Origin of the sequence: Erwinia sp. JUb26 (genome assembly GCF_003751505.1) — a bacterium.
Taxonomy (GTDB): Bacteria; Pseudomonadota; Gammaproteobacteria; order Enterobacterales; family Enterobacteriaceae; genus Erwinia.
In genome coordinates, this window is the sequence record NZ_RJVB01000002.1 from 73,554 (window position 1) to 92,153 (window position 18,600).

The following is an 18,600-nucleotide window of genomic DNA, read 5'->3' on the forward strand; positions in this document are numbered from 1 at the left end:
TTAAAAGCACTGACTATCGGCTGGCAATCTCGCCAGCCAGAAATAAAAAAGCCCCGTCAAGACGGGGCTTTTTCAATCTGTCCGCAGCCGCGCAGGCCGCTGCGAACCGTCAGTGATTACTGACCTTTAACTTCTTTCAGACCGTTGAATGGCGCACGGTTGCCCAGCGCTTCTTCAATACGCAGCAGCTGGTTGTACTTAGCAACACGGTCAGAACGGCTCATAGAACCGGTTTTGATCTGGCCCGCTGCAGTACCTACCGCCAGGTCAGCGATGGTTGCATCTTCGGTTTCGCCTGAACGGTGAGAGATAACCGCAGTGTAGCCAGCGTCTTTCGCCATTTTGATCGCAGCCAGAGTTTCGGTCAGAGAACCGATCTGGTTGAATTTGATCAGGATGGAGTTAGCGATGCCTTTATCGATACCTTCTTTCAGGATCTTGGTGTTGGTTACGAACAGGTCGTCACCCACCAGCTGAATTTTGTCGCCCAGCACTTTGGTCTGGTATGCGAAACCAGCCCAGTCAGATTCGTCCAGACCGTCTTCGATAGAAACGATTGGGTACTGTTTGGTCAGGTCTTCCAGGAAGTGAGTGAACTCTTCGGAAGAGAAGGCTTTGTTGCCTTCGCCAGCCAGCACGTATTTACCGTCTTTGTAGAACTCAGAAGCGGCACAGTCCATCGCCAGGGTAACATCTTTGCCCAGCTCGTAGCCTGCTGCTTTAACCGCTTCAGCGATAACAGCCAGTGCTTCTGCGTTAGAACCCAGGTTAGGCGCGTAGCCACCTTCGTCACCTACAGCGGTGCTCAGGCCTTTCGCTTTCAGAACTTTAGCCAGGTTGTGGAAAACTTCAGAACCGATACGGATCGCTTCTTTGATGGTTTTCGCGCCAACAGGCTGGATCATGAATTCCTGGATGTCGACGTTGTTGTCGGCGTGCTCACCACCGTTGATGATGTTCATCATTGGCAGTGGCATAGAGAATTTGCCCGGGGTGCCGTTCAGTTCAGCAATGTGCTCGTACAGTGGCTGACCTTTAGAGGCAGCTGCGGCTTTAGCAGCAGCCAGAGAAACAGCCAGAATGGCGTTAGCACCAAACTTGGATTTGTTCTCGGTACCGTCCAGATCGATCATGATCTTATCGATGTTTGCCTGGTCTTTTGCATCTTTACCGGTTACCGCTTCAGCGATAGGACCGTTAACGGCTGCAACGGCTTTAGTTACGCCTTTACCCAGGAAACGAGATTTGTCACCGTCACGCAGTTCCAGCGCTTCGCGGGAACCGGTAGAAGCGCCTGATGGTGCCGCTGCCAGACCAACGAAACCGCCTTCCAGATGCACTTCGGCTTCAACGGTCGGGTTTCCACGGGAGTCGATGATTTCGCGACCGATGACTTTAACGATTTTGGACATTAGTTTTTCCTCAGTACAAGTTAGCTTAAACTTAGACACACCCTCTGAAACCCTGCGGTTTCAGAGAGTTATGAAAATACTTATTTTGCCAAACGCTTTTGGTGCTCGCTGGCGGCTTTAACAAAGCCACTGAACAGCGGGTGTCCGTCACGAGGTGTTGAGGTGAATTCCGGATGGAACTGACACGCAACAAACCATGGATGGTTAGGGATTTCGATAATCTCTACCAGCTGGTCATCCCCGGAGCGGCCTGCAATACGTAATCCCGCCGCTTCAATCTGCTTCAATAGCATATTGTTGACTTCATAACGATGACGGTGACGCTCAACGATGGTGTCGCTGCCGTACAGCTTGCGCACCAGGCTGTCGTCGGTCAGCTGACACTGCTGGCTGCCCAGGCGCATGGTGCCGCCCAGATCGCTCTGCTCGGTACGCTGCTCAACGTTGCCTTCTTCATCACGCCATTCGGTGATCAGCGCCACAACCGGATACTTACAGTCCGGTACGAACTCGGTAGAGTTCGCGCCTTCCATATGCGCCACGTTACGAGCGAACTCCATCAGCGCAACCTGCATACCCAGGCAGATACCCAGGTATGGAATGTTGTTTTCACGGGCATACTGCGCGGTCATCAGCTTGCCTTCCACACCGCGATAGCCGAAGCCGCCAGGGATAAGAATAGCATCCAGATCTTTCAGCAGTTCAACGCCGCGGGTTTCAACATCCTGTGAATCAATCAGTTTGATGTTTACGGTTACACGGTTTTTCAGGCCACCGTGCTTCAGCGCTTCAATCACGGATTTGTAAGCGTCAGGCAGTTCGACGTATTTGCCGACCATACCGATATTCACTTCGCCGCCCGGATTGGCTTCTTCGTAAATCACCTGCTCCCACTCGGCCAGGTTTGCTTCCGGCGCGTTCAGGTTGAAGCGTTTACAGATGTAATCATCCAGGCCCTGAGACTTCAGCATGCCTGGGATTTTGTAGATTGAATCAACATCTTTCAGTGAGATAACCGCTTTTTCCGGGACGTTACAGAACAGGGCGATTTTCGCACGTTCGTTAGCCGGTACGGCGCGATCTGAACGGCAGATCAGCACATCAGGCTGAATACCGATAGACAGCAGTTCTTTCACTGAATGCTGAGTAGGTTTGGTTTTCACCTCTCCCGCTGCCGCCATATACGGCACCAGAGTCAGGTGCATATACATGGTGTGTTCACGGCCGACGTCTACCGCCATCTGGCGGATCGCTTCGAGGAACGGCAGGGATTCGATGTCACCCACGGTACCGCCAATTTCCACCAGCACGACATCGTGGCCTTCGCCACCTTCAATGATGCGTTCTTTAATGGCATTGGTGATATGCGGGATCACCTGAATGGTCGCACCCAGATAGTCGCCACGACGCTCTTTGCGCAGGACTTCAGAGTAAATACGGCCAGTAGTGAAGTTGTTACGACGGCTCATCTTGGTACGGATGAAGCGCTCGTAGTGACCGAGATCCAGATCGGTTTCCGCGCCGTCATCAGTGACGAACACTTCGCCGTGCTGAGTTGGGCTCATGGTGCCCGGATCCACATTAATGTACGGATCCAGCTTCATGATGGTCACGTTAAGACCACGCGCTTCGAGGATGGCGGCCAGGGAGGCTGCGGCAATGCCTTTACCCAGAGAGGAAACGACCCCGCCGGTCACAAATATATAGTTCGTTGTCATGCTGAACCTGAGAATGTAGGTTTAAAGACGATGGAATGAATAACCAGGACGGGAAAATAGTATACCCGAAACCCCTGTTGCCGACAATTAATCGTTTCCATGTTGTGACTATTCCACCGCTTTTATCACTCCGAGACTACCTGATTTCTTAAATCAGGATGTTGATGTGCGTCACATTTTTGTTGAATCGTGTCAGCCAATTATTCCTTAGATTTGACATGCTGCCACGCTGCTTCCATCTGTTCAAGTGTGGCCTGCTGCATTTCCATTCCCTGTTCGGTGATAATTTGCTCAACCTGGCGGAATCGACGCTCAAACTTAACATTGGCTTTTTGCAGCGCGGTTTCTGCCTTTGTACCCAAATGGCGTGACAAATTCACCGTCGCAAACAGCAGATCGCCGATTTCCTCTTCCAGCTTCTGCTGGTCGACCACGGCCTGCTGCGCTTCATGCATCACTTCGTCGATCTCTTCGTACACTTTACCCAGCACCGGTCCCAGCGTGTCCCAGTCAAACCCGACGCTGTTGCAGCGCTTCTGGATTTTATGCGCACGCATCAGCGCAGGCAGCGCCAGGGGAATATCATCCAGCACCGAGTGCTGTGCCTTTTCCGCACGCTCGTCGCTTTTGATTTTTTCCCAGTTCACCAGCACCTCAGCGCTGTCTGCCACCGTCGCGCCGGCAAAGATATGCGGGTGGCGGCGCTCCAGCTTGTCGCTGATGGCGTTACAGATATCGTCAAAGTTAAAGCGCCCTTCCTCCTGCGCCATCTGGGCGTAAAACACCACCTGGAACAGCAGGTCGCCGAGTTCACCGCGCAGGTCGTCGAAGTCGGCGCGGTCGATGGCATCGAGCACTTCATAGGTTTCTTCCAGGGTGTAGGGAGCGATAGTGGCATAGGTTTGCTGGCGATCCCACGGGCAGCCGTGTTCCGGATCGCGCAGGGTTTTCATGATGCCCAGCAGGCGATCGAGAGCGTTCATAGTGGTGAGTCCTTGTTTTCGTTAATGGGGCTTTAAAGGCGCTTCAGGCTCTGTGCCCGGGCGACCGTTATGGGGCAGAACGCCGAGCCGCCGTTAACACGTCCGTGTGGGCTTGGCTGCGGCCTCCCTGCCGCAGACACTCGGCTTTTCTGCCCCATAACGTTCACCTTCAGATCATCGTGTTGCTGCAAGCAAGAAACTACAAGTCTGCGTGTTTAGCGATTGCGGGATTGTAGCAAAAAAGTGAGTGATATTGATGTCGTAACCCAGGGTCCAAGCTTATCAACCCTGCAGAATTCAACTTGCAGGTAACAGCGCCGGGAAGATCAACAAAGTCGTATTGGTTGGCGATTCTGGGATTCTGGGATTCTGGGATTCTGGGATTCTGGGATTCTGGGATTCTGGGATTCTGGGATTCTGGGATTCTGGGATTCTGGGATTCTGGCAAAAGGGTAGGATGATATTGATTTCATTACTGTTACGAAGATCTGACTTATTCGGCATACACGTTCACCATGCAGATAAACGTGTCGCGATAATATCTCTTTCGCGCTGGCTGTAAAGAACTCATATGGCTTACACGAACACGGTTTTCTTCTTCCAGCTTTGGTTCTGGTCGCAATCGCAGTTCCAGTTCCAGTTCCAGTTCCAGTTCCAGTTCCAGTTCCAGTTCCAGTTCCAGTTCCAGCATCATAATGAGCGTTGGGAAAGCAACAGCGCTCAAAAAGCTAACCGGCAAGGGGTTTATTGCAACGATATGCTTTCGAACAGACGCAAGGCCAACAGAGATAATTCGGTTTAACTCACAGCAACACAAAAGCCGTTAAGCAATCGGTGCAGGCGGGCTTCGCGGACCGTCGGGCGCATGGACGCGCCCGTCGAGCCTACAGGGAGGTATCCACGGCGAGTCCGCGAAGCCCGCCTGCACCGATAGGCCAACAGCCGATCCTGCAGCGACGAAACACCCAGCCACGCCCCATCCAGGAATACATCACCGATTATCAGCCTAGCCCGCCTGCACCGATAGGCCAATCGCCGATCCTGTAGCGACGAAACACCCAGCCACGCCCCATCCAGGAATACATCACCGATTATCAGCCAAGCTGGCCTGCACCGATAAGCCAACCGCCGATCGCGCCGCGACGATCCCCCGCCACGCAGCCAGCAATCACCACCAACTATCAGTGCAAACGCTTCGCATCAATAATATCCGGCACCTGATTCAACCGCGCCAGCACCCGACTCAGTACCTGCTGATTGTAAATCTCAATATCCATATCAATCGTCGCCAACTGCTTCTTGGTATCGCTATGGCTGGAAACGCCGAGCACATTAACCTTCTCGTTCGCCAGAATGGTCGTAATGTCGCGCAGCAAACCGCTGCGATCGTTGGCCGTCACCCGCACCACCAGCGAATAACCGCTGGAATACGTTTCCCCCCACACCGCATCCACAATGCGCTCCGGCGCATGCGACATCAGATCGGCCAGCTGATCGCAGTCCGCGCGGTGAATCGAAATACCGCGGCCCTGGGTGATAAAACCGGTAATGTCATCACCCGGGATCGGCTGGCAGCAGCGGGCAATGTGGTGCATCAGATTGCCCACGCCCTCCACCACTACCCTGCCGCTTTCTTTACTGCGCGGCACGCTGTTGGACGATTTCTGCGTCAGCTGGCGTAGCGCTTCGCGATCTTCCTCTTCCGCACTCGGCTTGTTCAGCTTCGACTGCAGGTAATTGCTCATCTGATTGAGGCGCACATCGCCGCCGCCAATCGCCGCCAGCAGTTCGTCGAGCGTGTTGAAGTTGTAGCGCGGCAGTAGCAGCTTCTCGGCATCCTTCAGGCTGATATCCAGATGATCCAGTTCATTATCCAGAATCTGCCGACCGGCAATAATATTCTTGTCGCGATCCTGCTTGCGGAACCAGGCGTGGATCTTCGAACGCCCGCGGCTGGTGGTGACATAGCCCAGGTTCGGGTTCAGCCAGTCGCGGCTCGGGTTCGGCTGCTTCTGGGTGATAATATCGATCTGATCGCCCATCTGCAGCTGATAGGTAAACGGCACAATGCGGCCGCCGATTTTGGCGCCGATGCAGCGGTGGCCGATATCGCTGTGAATATGATAAGCAAAGTCCAGTGGCGTGGAACCGGCGGGCAGATCCACCACGTCGCCTTTAGGGGTAAACACGTAGACCCGATCGTCGAATACCTGGCTGCGAACTTCGTCAAGCATTTCGCCGGAGTCCGACATCTCTTCCTGCCAGGTAATCAGCTTACGCAGCCAGGCAATGCGCTCTTCATGGCCGGAGGCACCGCGCGCGCTGCCGCCCGTACCGCCCTCTTTATACTTCCAGTGCGCGGCCACACCCAGTTCAGCGTCTTCATGCATCTGGCGGGTACGGATCTGGACCTCAACGGTTTTGCCCTTCGGCCCCAGCACCACGGTATGAATTGACTGGTAGCCGTTCGGTTTCGGGTTAGCCACATAGTCATCGAACTCGCTGGGCAGATGGCGATAAAGGGTATGGACGATCCCCAGCGCGCCGTAGCAGTCCTGCAGACGTTCGGCCACGATGCGCACCGCGCGCACGTCGAACAGTTCGTCGAAGGCCAGCGATTTTTTCTGCATCTTGCGCCAGATGCTGTAGATATGTTTCGGTCGACCGTACACCTCGGCCTTCACGCCCTCTTTAACGATTTCGTCACGCAGCGACTGCACGAAAGTATCAATATAATCTTCACGATCGATACGGCGCTCGTGCAGCAGTTTCGCAATGCGTTTGTATTCATCGGGGTGCAGATAGCGGAAGCAGAAGTCTTCCAGCTCCCACTTCAGCTGACCAATACCCAGCCGGTTAGCCAGCGGAGCATAGATGTTGGTACATTCTTTCGCCGCCAGCACGCGCTCGTCCTCGGGCGCGTCCTTGACCTCGCGAAGATGGGCAATACGCTCGGCCAGTTTGATCACCACGCAGCGGAAATCTTCCACCATCGCCAGCAGCATGCGGCGAACGTTATCGACCTGCTCGGAGGCCATCGAATCATTATGGGTGGCTTTCAACTGGCGGATGGCATCCATGTCGCGCACGCCGTGGACCAGTGAAACGATAGCCTTGCCGAAGTGCTCTTCCAGCACCTCTTCGGTAACCACATTGGCATCGGCCAACGGGAACAGCAGTGCCGCGCGCAGCGTTTCGTTATCCATGCTGAGCATGGAGAGGATTTCCACCATTTCAACGCCGCGCCACAGCAGCAGCGCGGCATCAGGGTGTTCTTTGGTCGCGGTTTCACAATAGCGCCAGGTCTCGGCCAGTCGTTCACATGACTGCGGGTTGGCAATCCCCAGACTGGTGATCCATTGGTCCAGGGCAAACTCGCCTGCCGTATTCAGATGTGCACTTCTTACCGCAACCATATCCTCTCCTGGCATGGCCCCGTTCAGGGCTTATTTTGGCTAAACAGCACCATGGATTCCAGATGCCCGGTATGTGGGAACATATCGCGCATTGGCACCCGCTCCAATTGGTAGCCGGACTTCAGGAGTCCCTGACTGTCCCTGCAAGTGTGGTCGGGTTACAGGAAACATAGACCACGAGTTCCGGCGCAAGTTTAACCATATGCTCCATCACCCCGGCTGTCCGGCACGCGCCGGGTCCAGTAACACCTTATTGAATCCTTCGCCGGCCCAGGGCTGGCTTGTCACGTCTTCCTCAAGGTTATGTTGATAAAACGCGACATTGTTCAGATTATTTAATGCTGCATTATACCCAGCCTTTGCCACTAATGCTGCAACGCCTTCCACACCCACGACATTTTCAGCCAAATTTCCCATTGAGAGGGTAAAGTTGCCTATTCAACAGAGCAGATCCCGCTGACCAAAGTGGATAACCGGCATCTCCCCTTAAGCTGCTCCAGTTTGTCAGTGCCTGGCGCAAGTAACAGCGACAGCTGATGTTTATGCGAAAACTGTTCCAGTTTTTGACGATCCGCAGCGCGAAGCACAGCAAAATGACGCAAAACCAGCAGCGGACCGTTATCGGCCAGCACCAGCGCGACCTGGCCGAGGCGCCTGAAGGCCTGTAAATCGCTTAACGAAGCATAAAGTGGCTGAATTAACGCATTAAGTTCGGGCTTCATAATGGGGCATTGCGTAATACTATGTTGCCGGGTCGTCACGCGTCGTTTTGCAGAGTAGAATTGCGCCATTATTTCATTGCTTCTCAAACTCAGTGCCGAAAAAACCGGCGTAGCCTACCCTTGCGAGTGATGGAATTCGACCTGTACAGGATAAAATGTCGCAGGAAAGCGGAGCAAGCCGTTTCTCACAGGGAATACTATGACCAAATACAGCCTGCGGGCGCGAATGATGATTCTGATCCTGGCGCCAACGCTGATGATCGGACTGCTGCTCTCGACTTTTTTCGTGGTCAACCGCTATAACGAACTACAGAGCCAGCTCACCGACGCCGGGATCAATATTATTGAGCCGCTGGCCGTCTCCAGTGAGTATGGCATGACCTTCCGCAGCCGCGAGTCGGTGCGCCAGCTGGTCAGTCTGCTGCACCGCCGCCACTCCGATATCGTGCGGGCTATTTCGGTATTTGATGACAAAAACCAGCTGTTCGTGACCTCAAACTATCTGCAAAACCCCGATCTGCTGCGCCTGCCCGACCATACACCGCTGACCGCCCGCTACCTGAAAGAACGCCACGGTAACTCGGTGATCCTGCGCACGCCGATCCTCTCGGAAAGCTACTACCCGGATGAATCGCCGGGCTGGGACGCCAAGCCTGACGGTAATCCGCTGGGCTACGTTGCGATTGAGCTCGATCTGCAATCCGTCAGACTACAGCAGTATAAAGAGGTGTTTATTTCCACGCTGCTGGTGCTGCTCTGCCTGTGCATCGCGATGCTGTTTGCCTATCGCCTTATGCGCGACGTGACCGGGCCGATCCGTAATATGGTCAGCACCGTCGACCGCATTCGTCGCGGCCAGCTCGACAGCCGGATGGAGGGCTATATGCTCGGTGAGCTGGACGTGCTGAAAAACGGCATTAACTCAATGGCGATGTCGCTGACCGCCTATCATGAGGAGATGCAGCAGAATATCGATCAGGCAACGTCCGATCTGCGTGAAACCCTTGAGCAGATGGAAATTCAGAACGTCGAGCTGGACCTGGCCAAGAAACGCGCGCAGGAAGCGGCGCGCATCAAATCGGAATTCCTGGCCAATATGTCCCACGAGCTTCGAACGCCGCTCAACGGGGTGATCGGTTTTACCCGCCAGACGCTGAAAACCACGCTGAACTCCACCCAGCGCGACTACCTGAATACCATTGAGCGGTCGGCGAATAATCTGCTGAGCATCATTAACGACGTGCTGGACTTCTCCAAGCTTGAGGCCGGTAAGCTGGTGCTGGAAACCATTCCGTTCCCGCTGCGCGCAACGCTGGATGAGGTAGTGGTGCTGCTGGCGCAGTCGGCCCATGAGAAGGGTCTGGAACTGACGTTGAACATTCAGAGCGATGTGCCGGATAACGCCATCGGTGACCCGCTGCGCATGCAGCAAATCATTGTGAACCTGCTCGGCAACGCCATTAAATTCACCGAACGCGGCAATATCGACATCCGCGTGGAGAAACGCGCGCTGAGCAACAATCGCATGGAGCTGGAGGTGCAGATCCACGACACCGGCATCGGCATCTCGGAAAAGCAGCAGTCGCAGCTGTTCCAGGCCTTCCGCCAGGCGGATGCCAGTATCTCCCGCCGCCACGGTGGTACCGGACTGGGGCTGGTGATAACACAGAAACTAGTCAATGAAATGGGCGGAGAAATCTCCTTCCACAGCCGTCTGAATCACGGTTCGACCTTCTGGTTCCACGTTAATCTGGCCTTGAATCCCAACGCCGCCAGCGATCCGCGCATGCTCGACTGCCTCACCGGTCAGCATATGGCGTATGTTGAACCCAATAATGCGGCCGCCCAGGCAATGCTGGGCATGCTGAGCGCCACGCCGATGAAAGTCACCTACAGCCCGTCGCTGGCCGAACTGCAGGACGCGCACTACGATGTGCTGTTAGTCGGGTTATCGATTGATATGCAGAACAATCAGGAAATCACCGGGGAACGGCTGAAGCCGCTGCTGCAGCGCGCCGACAGCCTGATCCTGGCGCTGCCGTTCCAGATGCAAATCTATGCCGAACAGCTTAAAGCGCGGGGCGTCACCGCCTGTCTGATTAAGCCGCTTTCCATGACCAGGCTGCTGCCAATCCTCGTGGATCACCATGCGCGGGAGATGACGCCACAGTCCGGTACCACCCGCCTGCCTATCCGGGTGATGGCCGTTGATGATAACCCGGCCAATCTGAAGCTGATCGGCGCACTGCTGGAGGAACTGGTTGAGCATATCGTCCTGTGCGACAGCGGTGAGGCCGCGATTCAGCAGGCGAGGCAGCAGAATCTGGATATTATTCTGATGGATATTCAGATGCCCGATATCGACGGCATCCGCGCCAGTGAAGTGATCCGCGAACTTCCTCAGCATCACAATACGCCGATTGTTGCAGTGACGGCCCACGCGCTGGAAGGGGAACGCGAGCAGCTGGTGAAAGCCGGAATGAACGACTACCTGGCGAAACCGATTGATGAACAAAAGCTGAGTCACCTGCTGGCCCGCTATCTACCCGCCCGGAAAGAGGTTCTGCCGCCGACATCGGGCACGTCCGCGTCCCTTGACTGGCCGCTTGCGCTGCGCCAGGCCGCGAACAAACCCGATCTGGCACGCGATCTGCTGCAAATGCTGGTGGATTTCCTGCCCGAGGTGCGCACGCTGGTGGAGCAGTATATGGCCAGCAACAACCCGGCAGGCCTGCGCGATATCATTCATAAACTGCACGGCAGCGCCAGCTACAGCGGCGTACCGCACATGAAAAAGCTGTGCCAGGCGCTGGAACAGAGTTTAATGAACCATGAGGATATCGCCGCCATTGAGCCGGAACTGTTGGAGCTGCTCGATGAGATGGACAATGTGGCGGAACTGGCCAGAGAACAGCTGAAAATATAACGAGCCTGAGTCCGCAGCGACCCGGCTACGGACTCAGACAGAAGCGGTTAGCTGCCGGAGAACTGCTGCCCGGCGGCCAGCGTCGCCGCGACATTGCGTGCGGTCAGCCGCACGTTATCCGCCGCTTCCTGTAATGCTTCATCAAGGCTGCAAATCCGATAAAGCACGCTGAATACCGCGTCCAACCCGTGCTGGTGAACCACGCCAACATCCGCCGTCAGGCTGCCCGCGATGCCGATCACCGGCTTGTTGTAGCGTTTCGCAACGCGTGCCACGCCGACCGGCACTTTACCGTGAATGGTCTGGCTGTCGATGCGACCTTCACCGGTGATCACCAGCGTGGCATCCTGTACCAGCGCATCCAGCCCAAGCGCATCGGTGACGATCTCAATGCCCGGACGCAGCGTCGCGCTGCAAAACGCATACAGCCCGGCCCCCATGCCGCCCGCGGCACCGCCGCCGGGAACGGTAAGCACATCCACCGCCAGGTCACGCTGAACAATAGCGGCAAAATGCGTCAGCGCCGCATCCAGCTGTATTACCTGCTGCGGGGTTGCGCCCTTTTGTGGGCCAAATACCGCAGAGGCTCCCTGCTCGCCGGTCAAAGGATTAGTGACGTCGCAGGCCACCTCAATCCGGCAGCGCGCAATGCGTGGGTCAAAACCGCTGGCGTCAATCGCGGCAAGGCGAGCCAGCGCAGCACCACCGGGATCGATAGATGCCCCCTGCTCATCCAGCAGTTTTGCCCCCAACGCCTGCACCATGCCAGCACCGCCGTCGTTGGTTGCGCTGCCGCCGATACCGATGATCAGATGTTCAATACCGCTATCCAGCGCGTGGCGGATCAGCTCGCCGGTTCCCCGGCTGGTGGCACGCAGAGCATCACGCCGAGCCGGAGGAACCCGCTCCAGTCCGCTGGCCGCCGCCATTTCGATAATCGCGCAGCGCCCGTCGCCGGAAAGACCGTAGAAGGCATCCACGGTATCGCCGAGCGGACCGGTAACGCGAAGAGGGATAATCTTACCGCCCGTCGCGGCGACCATGGCGTCAACGGTCCCTTCACCGCCGTCGGCAACCGGCAGTTTAACGTAGTGGGCATGGGGGAAGATTTCGCGAAAGCCTTTTTCAATCTGCGAGGCGACTTCCAGGGCAGAAAGGCTTTCTTTATATGAGTCTGGGGCGATAACAATTTTCACAGGCTATCCCGTCACGTCTGAAAGCAGGGCGACCGCCAGGGCCGCCCTTGAGCATGGATTAGCTAATCAGCTTAGCCCACTGCTCTACCCACGGCGAGGTCACTTCTTCCGGCTCCGGGTTTTCACCGGCATCCACCAGCAGCACATCACCCACGCGGACCGCACTCTGTTCCTGCAACAGTTCGTCGAACTTTTTGCCCGCACCACAGAAATCGTCATAGCTGCTGTCACCCAGCGCGATAACGCCGTAGCGCAGGGTTGGCTGATAGCCGAGGCTGTCTTTAATCCCGTGGAACAACGACGCGATACTGTCCGGCAGATCGCCCTGCCCGGTCGTTGAGGTAATCACCAGCGCCACCTGGCCTTCATAGCGCTTCCAGTCATCCAGCTTAGGATCTTCAAAAATCTTCACCTGGTGACCGGCTTCCACCAGCAGCGGTTCTGCTTCTTCAGCCACCAACAGCGCGTTGCCGTATACCGTACCCACAAAAATGCCTACTTCAGCCATCATTTTCTCCGGATGCTAAATTTGCCCACTATCCTGCGGGGTTTCCTCGTTTAACTCAACCCTGGGAAGCTCAGGGAGACAATCCTGCCAGCCAAACTGCTGCATTGCCCCCTGCCAGACGCCGTCCAGCCCGGCGAGCAGCTCAAGCGGCTCACCGGTTACCGGGTGGATGAGCTGCAGTTTGCTGGCATGCAGCATCAGCCGGTTCATCCCAAAATGCTGCGCGGCGCTGCGGTTTTGCTTCAGGTCCCCATGGGCGCTGTCGCCAATTATCGGGTGGCGCAGGTGGGTCATATGGCGACGAAGCTGATGTTTACGCCCGGTCTGCGGCAGCATCTCCACGAGAGAATAGCGCGAGCTGGGATAGCGGCTGACCGCCACCGGCTGTTCGGTGGTTGCCACACCGCGCCAGTGTGTCGTGGCGGGCTGCGGCGCCTTATCCGGCTGGCTGAATTTATCGGCGATTTTGTCCAGCTCTTCGGTCAAAGGATAATCCAGCAGTTCATCCCCCTCCAGCCAGCCCCGCACCACGGCATGGTAAGTTTTCTGAATTTGATGCTGCTCAAACTGTTGCGAAAGCAGGCGAGCCGTTTCACTCGACAATGCCATCAGCAGAACGCCGGAGGTGGGGCGATCGAGCCGGTGAACGGTGAAAACGTGCTGGCCGATTTGGTCACGCACCGTCTGCATCACAAAAACCGTTTCATGACGATCCAGCCAGCTGCGGTGTACCAGCCAGCCGGAGGGCTTATTCACTGCCACCAGCCAGCGATCCTGATAGATGATTTCCAGCATCAGTTCGGCGACTCAAACAACTGGTCAATAGCATTCAGACAGTGCAGCAGCTGCGCACGCTGCGGGATATCGCCTTCCAGCGCCACTTCATAATAAGGCGCAATCGCCAGCGCCGTCGGCAAAGGTGCTCCCGCGTCCAGCAGCGCCTGCATACGCGGCAGGAAAATCCACTGCAGCCACTGTGGCGGAGTCATCGTATCGACGCAGAAGGGTTCTGTGCTGGCAAAGGCCTGGCTGTTAGGGGCAAAGGACTGCCACAGGCCACAGGACTTAAGCTGCTGCTCAATAGCCTGCAAACGTTCCTGAACTTCGAGTTCACGGCTCATGATTCACCTCTTAAATATGTGCCAGGAAAAGGGCGCAAAGCATATACCTATCGCGGCCAGACCCGCAACACCGGCCATCATCATAAGATTAGCGGCTTGCTGGCGAAAAACAGGCATAAAAAAAGGGAGCACTGTAAAACAGTGCTCCCGGTTCGTTTGCAGCTATCCTGCTACCTTAATGCTCCCTGCTCATCCTTGAAAACTTTTCCTGCGCTATCCTGAGCGATGCCGTCCTGGCGGTAATCCTTTAATATCCGTAACCACCGCCTTCCTGTGCGGTTCACATTCTCCATCCTGGAGGTGTCCCTTACCTCTCCCTGAGGTGTCCTTGCTTCATCTGTGAAGCCTGTCCCTGCATCATCATCCCGATGGGTTCCACTCGTTCCATGAGTACATCATCCTGATGTTAGCCTCGATGTTCTGAGTGTCCTTCGTGATGGCGATAAGTTTGCCTGATTGAGATAAGCAAACAAGGTACCTGTAGGCAGTTTTTTCCCAGGCGAAGGGAGGTAATTTGGGGTAATTTTGTTAACTTCATGATCTATCGACACTTCATAACTTTTACGTATGAGATGTCTCTGCGATCCATAGCGATCTCTCACACGCCATGTGAGATATCTCTCACACCATGAATCGTCACAGTCTTAATCAGATGAAGTAAGAGGTTGTAAATAGTTAAGAAAAGTCTCAATCGAGGGGGCAATTACCTGCTTTTTCTGTGTGCCTAACTGCTCAATAATTACCTCACCGCTGAGGTTGCATACCGAAACCACTTCCAGTTCAGACTCGGTGGTGGCGATAAATAACGTGGGAGAATGTTTCAAACGACGCTTCATCACCAGATGGCCGATCAGGTTCTCCTGAACGCGGGTAAAATCGTCTTCACTCCATACCTGTACTAATGACAGCACTTTTCCATCATAAGTTCCGGCCATGTCACCGGCAAATTGTGCGGTATAGAACGCCACGGCTGCAGGCTGAAGGTGAATATCCAGCGCGCGCTCAACGGCATCCAGATTTTTTGCCAGCGAGAATGGCTGCGGCAGCCACCAGACTTCATCCTCCTGTGTCGCCACGATGCAGGGCGAGGGAATGCCGTAAAGATCGCTGCTGGCCGGGGCATGGCCGGTCTGCTGTTGCCACCGTTCACAGTAGCGCCGGGTAAAATCGTTTAAAGCCTCGGGGGTTTGTTCAATCATTCTTTTTTCACTCTTTCCTGGCTGAGGTACACTAGCGCCCACTATTGCCCGGATCGCCTCCGGACGGATGACCGACGAATTCGCAACAGCGCCTGCCAGTACGGGCGATAAGGTAACACGATGTCTAACTACAACAATCATCAGGCACTGCAGGGCCTGACGCTGGGTCAGCCCACAGAATACCACGACAGCTATCAGCCTGCGCTGCTGCAGGCGGTGCCGCGTAGCCTGAACCGTGAACCTCTGGGGTTATATCCCGATAATCTGCCCTTCTGCGGCGCCGATATCTGGACACTGTATGAACTGTCCTGGCTGAACAGCAAGGGCCTGCCGCAGGTTGCCGTAGGGGAAGTGTCCCTGTCTGCCGACAGCGTGAATCTGATCGAATCCAAAAGCTTTAAGCTTTACCTCAACAGCTTTAATCAGACGTCGTTCAGCGACTGGGATGACGTTCGCCACACGCTGGAACGCGATTTGAGCGCCTGCGCCGAAGGCGAAGTCAGCGCGAATCTGTTTCGTCTGCAGGACATTGAAGGGCAGCCCATCGGGCACTTTGACGGCCACTGCATTGATGAGCAGGACATCGTCATCGACAGCTATGAATTTAACGCCGACTATCTGCGCGATGCCGCCGACGGCGACGTGGTGGAAGAACAGCTGGTCAGCCACCTGCTAAAATCAAACTGCCTGATCACCAACCAGCCGGACTGGGGATCGGTACAAATCAGCTATCGTGGCCCACGCATCCAGCGGGAAGCGCTGCTGCGCTATCTGGTCTCATTCCGCCACCATAATGAATTTCATGAGCAGTGCGTTGAACGCATCTTCAGCGATATTCTGCGCTTCTGCCAGCCGGAAACCCTGAGCGTTTACGCTCGCTACACGCGGCGCGGCGGGCTGGATATCAATCCGTGGCGAACCAACGCCGATTTTGCACCTGGTCGGGCGCGGCTGGTGCGTCAGTAATTGCGAAGCGAAGCACGTATCCTGTTGTTAAACATCATCAGACAGGGCTAATCTGAAGGGAGGCAGCGGCTTAGCTGCCCAGGATTATGACCAGGGTGGCCACGATGTATCCTGTCGCGGCTGCCATGGCGTTACTGCTCACCCTGGCGGGTGTAAAGGAGTTCAATTGATTACACAAATCAGCCCACTCGGCTCAATGGACCTGCTTTCCCAACTGGAAGTCGATATGCTGAAGCGCACGGCCAGCAGCGATCTCTACCAGCTGTTCCGTAACTGCTCTCTTGCCGTACTTAACTCCGGAAGCCAGACCGACAGCAGCCAGGAGTTACTCTCCCGATTTGAAAGTTTTGATATTAACGTGCTGCGCCGCGAACGCGGCGTAAAGCTTGAACTGATCAATCCCCCTGAGGATGCCTTTGTCGACGGGCGCCTGATCCGTGCGCTGCAGGCCAACCTGTTTGCCGTGCTGCGCGATATTCTTTTCGTCAGCGGTCAAATTGATAATGCCGGACGTTTACAGGACCTGAACACCGAAAACTCCGTGCATATCACCAACATGGTGTTCTCGATTCTGCGTAACGCGCGCGCGCTGCACGTGGGCGAAGAGCCGAACACCGTGGTGTGCTGGGGTGGCCACTCCATCAATGCGGTGGAATATCAGTACTGCCGCAGCGTCGGTGCCCAGCTGGGTCTGCGCGAATTGAATATCTGTACCGGCTGCGGGCCCGGCGTGATGGAGGCTCCGATGAAAGGCGCGGCGGTAGGCCATGCACAGCAGCGTTACAAAGAAGGCCGTTTTATCGGTATGACTGAGCCGTCAATCATTGCCGCCGAGCCGCCAAATCCGCTGGTCAATGAGCTGATCATCATGCCGGATATCGAAAAGCGGCTGGAAGCGTTTGTACGGATTGCGCACGGTATCCTGATCTTCCCGGGTGGAGTGGGAACGGCGGAAGAACTGCTCTACCTGCTGGGTATTCTGATGAATCCGCACAACCACGATCAGGTGCTGCCGTTGATCCTGACCGGGCCAAAAGAGAGTGCCGATTACTTCCGCGTGCTGGATGAGTTTATCGTCACCACGCTGGGCGAGCAGGCGCGCAAACACTACAGCATTATCATTGATGATGCGGCTGAAGTCGCACGGCAGATGAAAAAAGCGATGCCGAAGGTGAAAGAGTATCGCCGGGAAACCGGTGACGCCTACAGTTTCAACTGGGCGCTACGTATCGCACCGGATCTGCAGATCCCGTTCGTCCCCAGCCATGAGAATATGGCCAACCTGAACCTCTATCCCGATCAGCCCGCAGAGCAACTGGCGGCCGCACTGCGCCGGGCGTTTTCCGGCATTGTGGCGGGCAACGTTAAAGACGTGGGCATTCGCGCAATCAAAGAAAAAGGCCCGTATAAACTGCACGGCGATCCCCAGCTTATGCTCCGTATGGATGAGCTGCTGCAGGGCTTTGTTGCCCAGCAGCGCATGAAACTGCCGGGCAGCGCTTATGTCCCCTGCTACGAAATCATTAAGTAACCCTGCGAGCGGTCTGCGGGCCGCTCAGGACTCGTGTTTATGTCTGTTCACCTGTTAATTATCGATGCGCTGAATCTGATTCGGCGCATTCACGCGGTTCAGGGATCGCCCTGCCAGGAAGCCTGTCTGAATGCGGTCAGGCAGTTGCTGATGCACAGCCAGCCCAGCCATGCGGTGGCGGTGTTTGATGATGAGGATCGGCATGACAGCTGGCGACATCAGCTGCTGCCGGAGTACAAAGCCGGGCGCTCGCCGATGCCTGATTCACTGCGCGATGAGATGCCGCTGCTGCGGGCGGCTTTCGCCAGCGTCGGCATTGCCAGCTGGCACTCTGCGGGCGATGAAGCTGACGATCTTGCCGCCACGCTGGCCAGTAAGGTCGCCTCAGCTGGCCATCAGGCAACGATTGTTTCAACCGATAAAGGCTACTGCCAGCTGCTGGCCCCTAAGGTAATGATCCGCGACTACTTCCAGAAACGCTGGCTGGACGTGCCCTTTATCGCCGCCGAGTTTGGCGTGTCGCCAGCGCAGCTCACCGACTACTGGGGGCTGGCGGGAATCAGCAGCAGTAAGATCCCGGGCGTTGTCGGCATCGGCGGGAAAAGCGCGACGCAGCTGCTTCAGCAGTTCGGTACGCTGGCAGAGATCTACCGGCAGATTGATGCGGTACCCGAAAAGTGGCGCACTAAATTAATCGAGCATCAGGAAATGGCCGGGATCTGTAAGCAGGTGGCTACGCTGAAAACCGATTTGCAGCTGGAAGGCAATCTGAAGGAATTACGGCTGCCCGTCAGAGGTTAAGCGCCGTCTTGTGTCTGTTCGGTTGCAAATGCGCCGGATGAAATTCGCCCTGGAATCGACATACTCCTGAGTGATGAAACGTTGGGATGGGTAAACTGAAT

Annotated in this window: 14 protein-coding genes and 2 pseudogenes; 4 read left to right on the forward strand and 12 right to left on the reverse strand. The window is 55.7% G+C overall.

Translation table 11 applies throughout. The annotated features are described in order from the left end of the window. Window positions 1-116: 116 nt before the first annotated feature. From eno to rumA (EC836_RS25110), 7 genes and pseudogenes are all read right to left on the reverse strand, one after another. Entirely contained in the window at window positions 117-1,412 is a 1,296-nt protein-coding gene (gene eno, locus EC836_RS05485; protein WP_123330936.1) for a phosphopyruvate hydratase, read from the reverse strand. Between the two features lie 80 nt (window positions 1,413-1,492). Continuing rightward, entirely contained in the window at window positions 1,493-3,130 is a 1,638-nt protein-coding gene (pyrG, locus tag EC836_RS05490; protein WP_123330938.1) for a glutamine hydrolyzing CTP synthase, read from the reverse strand. Between the two features lie 200 nt (window positions 3,131-3,330). Next, window positions 3,331-4,113 carry a nucleoside triphosphate pyrophosphohydrolase gene (gene mazG / locus EC836_RS05495; protein WP_123330940.1) on the reverse strand — a complete coding sequence of 261 codons (783 nt, stop codon included), beginning with the start codon at window positions 4,111-4,113 and terminating at the stop codon, window positions 3,331-3,333. A 493-nt stretch (window positions 4,114-4,606) separates the two neighbouring features. Beyond that, the gene (locus tag EC836_RS05505; RefSeq protein ID WP_123330944.1) at window positions 4,607-4,837 is read right to left on the reverse strand and encodes a hypothetical protein; all 231 of its coding nucleotides are present in this window, start codon (window positions 4,835-4,837) and stop codon (window positions 4,607-4,609) included. 457 nt (window positions 4,838-5,294) lie between these two features. Then, a complete protein-coding gene (relA, locus tag EC836_RS05510; protein ID WP_123330946.1) occupies window positions 5,295-7,529 on the reverse strand; it encodes a GTP diphosphokinase in 2,235 nt (744 codons plus the stop codon). A 23-nt stretch (window positions 7,530-7,552) separates the two neighbouring features. After that, a pseudogene (gene rumA / locus EC836_RS25105) lies at window positions 7,553-7,985 on the reverse strand (23S rRNA (uracil(1939)-C(5))-methyltransferase RlmD); the annotation flags it as partial. An 18-nt stretch (window positions 7,986-8,003) separates the two neighbouring features. Next, window positions 8,004-8,269: pseudogene (gene rumA, locus EC836_RS25110) on the reverse strand (23S rRNA (uracil(1939)-C(5))-methyltransferase RlmD); the annotation flags it as partial. A 181-nt stretch (window positions 8,270-8,450) separates the two neighbouring features. Here rumA (EC836_RS25110) and barA point away from each other — a divergent pair. Further along, window positions 8,451-11,177: a two-component sensor histidine kinase BarA gene (barA, locus tag EC836_RS05520; protein WP_123330948.1), complete on the forward strand. Its 2,727-nt coding sequence runs from the start codon at window positions 8,451-8,453 to the stop codon at window positions 11,175-11,177. Window positions 11,178-11,224: 47 nt separating this feature from the next. On the opposite strand, the gene EC836_RS05525 is transcribed toward barA, so the two are convergent. The 5 genes from EC836_RS05525 to syd all read right to left on the reverse strand — a co-directional run bounded on the left by EC836_RS05525 (window position 11,225) and on the right by syd (window position 15,201). Beyond that, a complete protein-coding gene (locus tag EC836_RS05525; RefSeq protein WP_123330950.1) occupies window positions 11,225-12,373 on the reverse strand; it encodes a glycerate kinase in 1,149 nt (382 codons plus the stop codon). A 58-nt stretch (window positions 12,374-12,431) separates the two neighbouring features. Further along, on the reverse strand, window positions 12,432-12,881 hold the full coding sequence (locus tag EC836_RS05530) for a flavodoxin (protein ID WP_123330952.1): 450 nt from the start codon (window positions 12,879-12,881) through the stop codon (window positions 12,432-12,434). A gap of 15 nt (window positions 12,882-12,896) precedes the next feature. Then, on the reverse strand, window positions 12,897-13,676 hold the full coding sequence (truC, locus tag EC836_RS05535; protein WP_123330954.1) for a tRNA pseudouridine(65) synthase TruC: 780 nt from the start codon (window positions 13,674-13,676) through the stop codon (window positions 12,897-12,899). Further along, entirely contained in the window at window positions 13,676-14,002 is a 327-nt protein-coding gene (locus EC836_RS05540) for a YqcC family protein (RefSeq protein ID WP_123330956.1), read from the reverse strand. Before EC836_RS05540 ends, truC begins: the two co-directional genes overlap by 1 nt. 644 nt (window positions 14,003-14,646) lie before the next feature. Beyond that, window positions 14,647-15,201, reverse strand: a complete 555-nt coding sequence (gene syd, locus EC836_RS05545) for a SecY-interacting protein (protein WP_123330958.1) — start codon at window positions 15,199-15,201, stop codon at window positions 14,647-14,649. Between the two features lie 120 nt (window positions 15,202-15,321). Between syd and queF the strand changes: the two genes are divergently transcribed. From queF to xni, 3 genes are all read left to right on the forward strand, one after another. Then, window positions 15,322-16,167, forward strand: coding sequence for an NADPH-dependent 7-cyano-7-deazaguanine reductase QueF (gene queF, locus EC836_RS05550; RefSeq protein WP_123330960.1), 846 nt, complete (start codon window positions 15,322-15,324; stop codon window positions 16,165-16,167). A gap of 166 nt (window positions 16,168-16,333) precedes the next feature. Continuing rightward, on the forward strand, window positions 16,334-17,698 hold the full coding sequence (gene ppnN / locus EC836_RS05555; protein WP_123330962.1) for a nucleotide 5'-monophosphate nucleosidase PpnN: 1,365 nt from the start codon (window positions 16,334-16,336) through the stop codon (window positions 17,696-17,698). A gap of 39 nt (window positions 17,699-17,737) precedes the next feature. Next, window positions 17,738-18,499 carry a flap endonuclease Xni gene (xni, locus tag EC836_RS05560; RefSeq protein WP_123330964.1) on the forward strand — a complete coding sequence of 254 codons (762 nt, stop codon included), beginning with the start codon at window positions 17,738-17,740 and terminating at the stop codon, window positions 18,497-18,499. Window positions 18,500-18,600 lie beyond the last annotated feature (101 nt).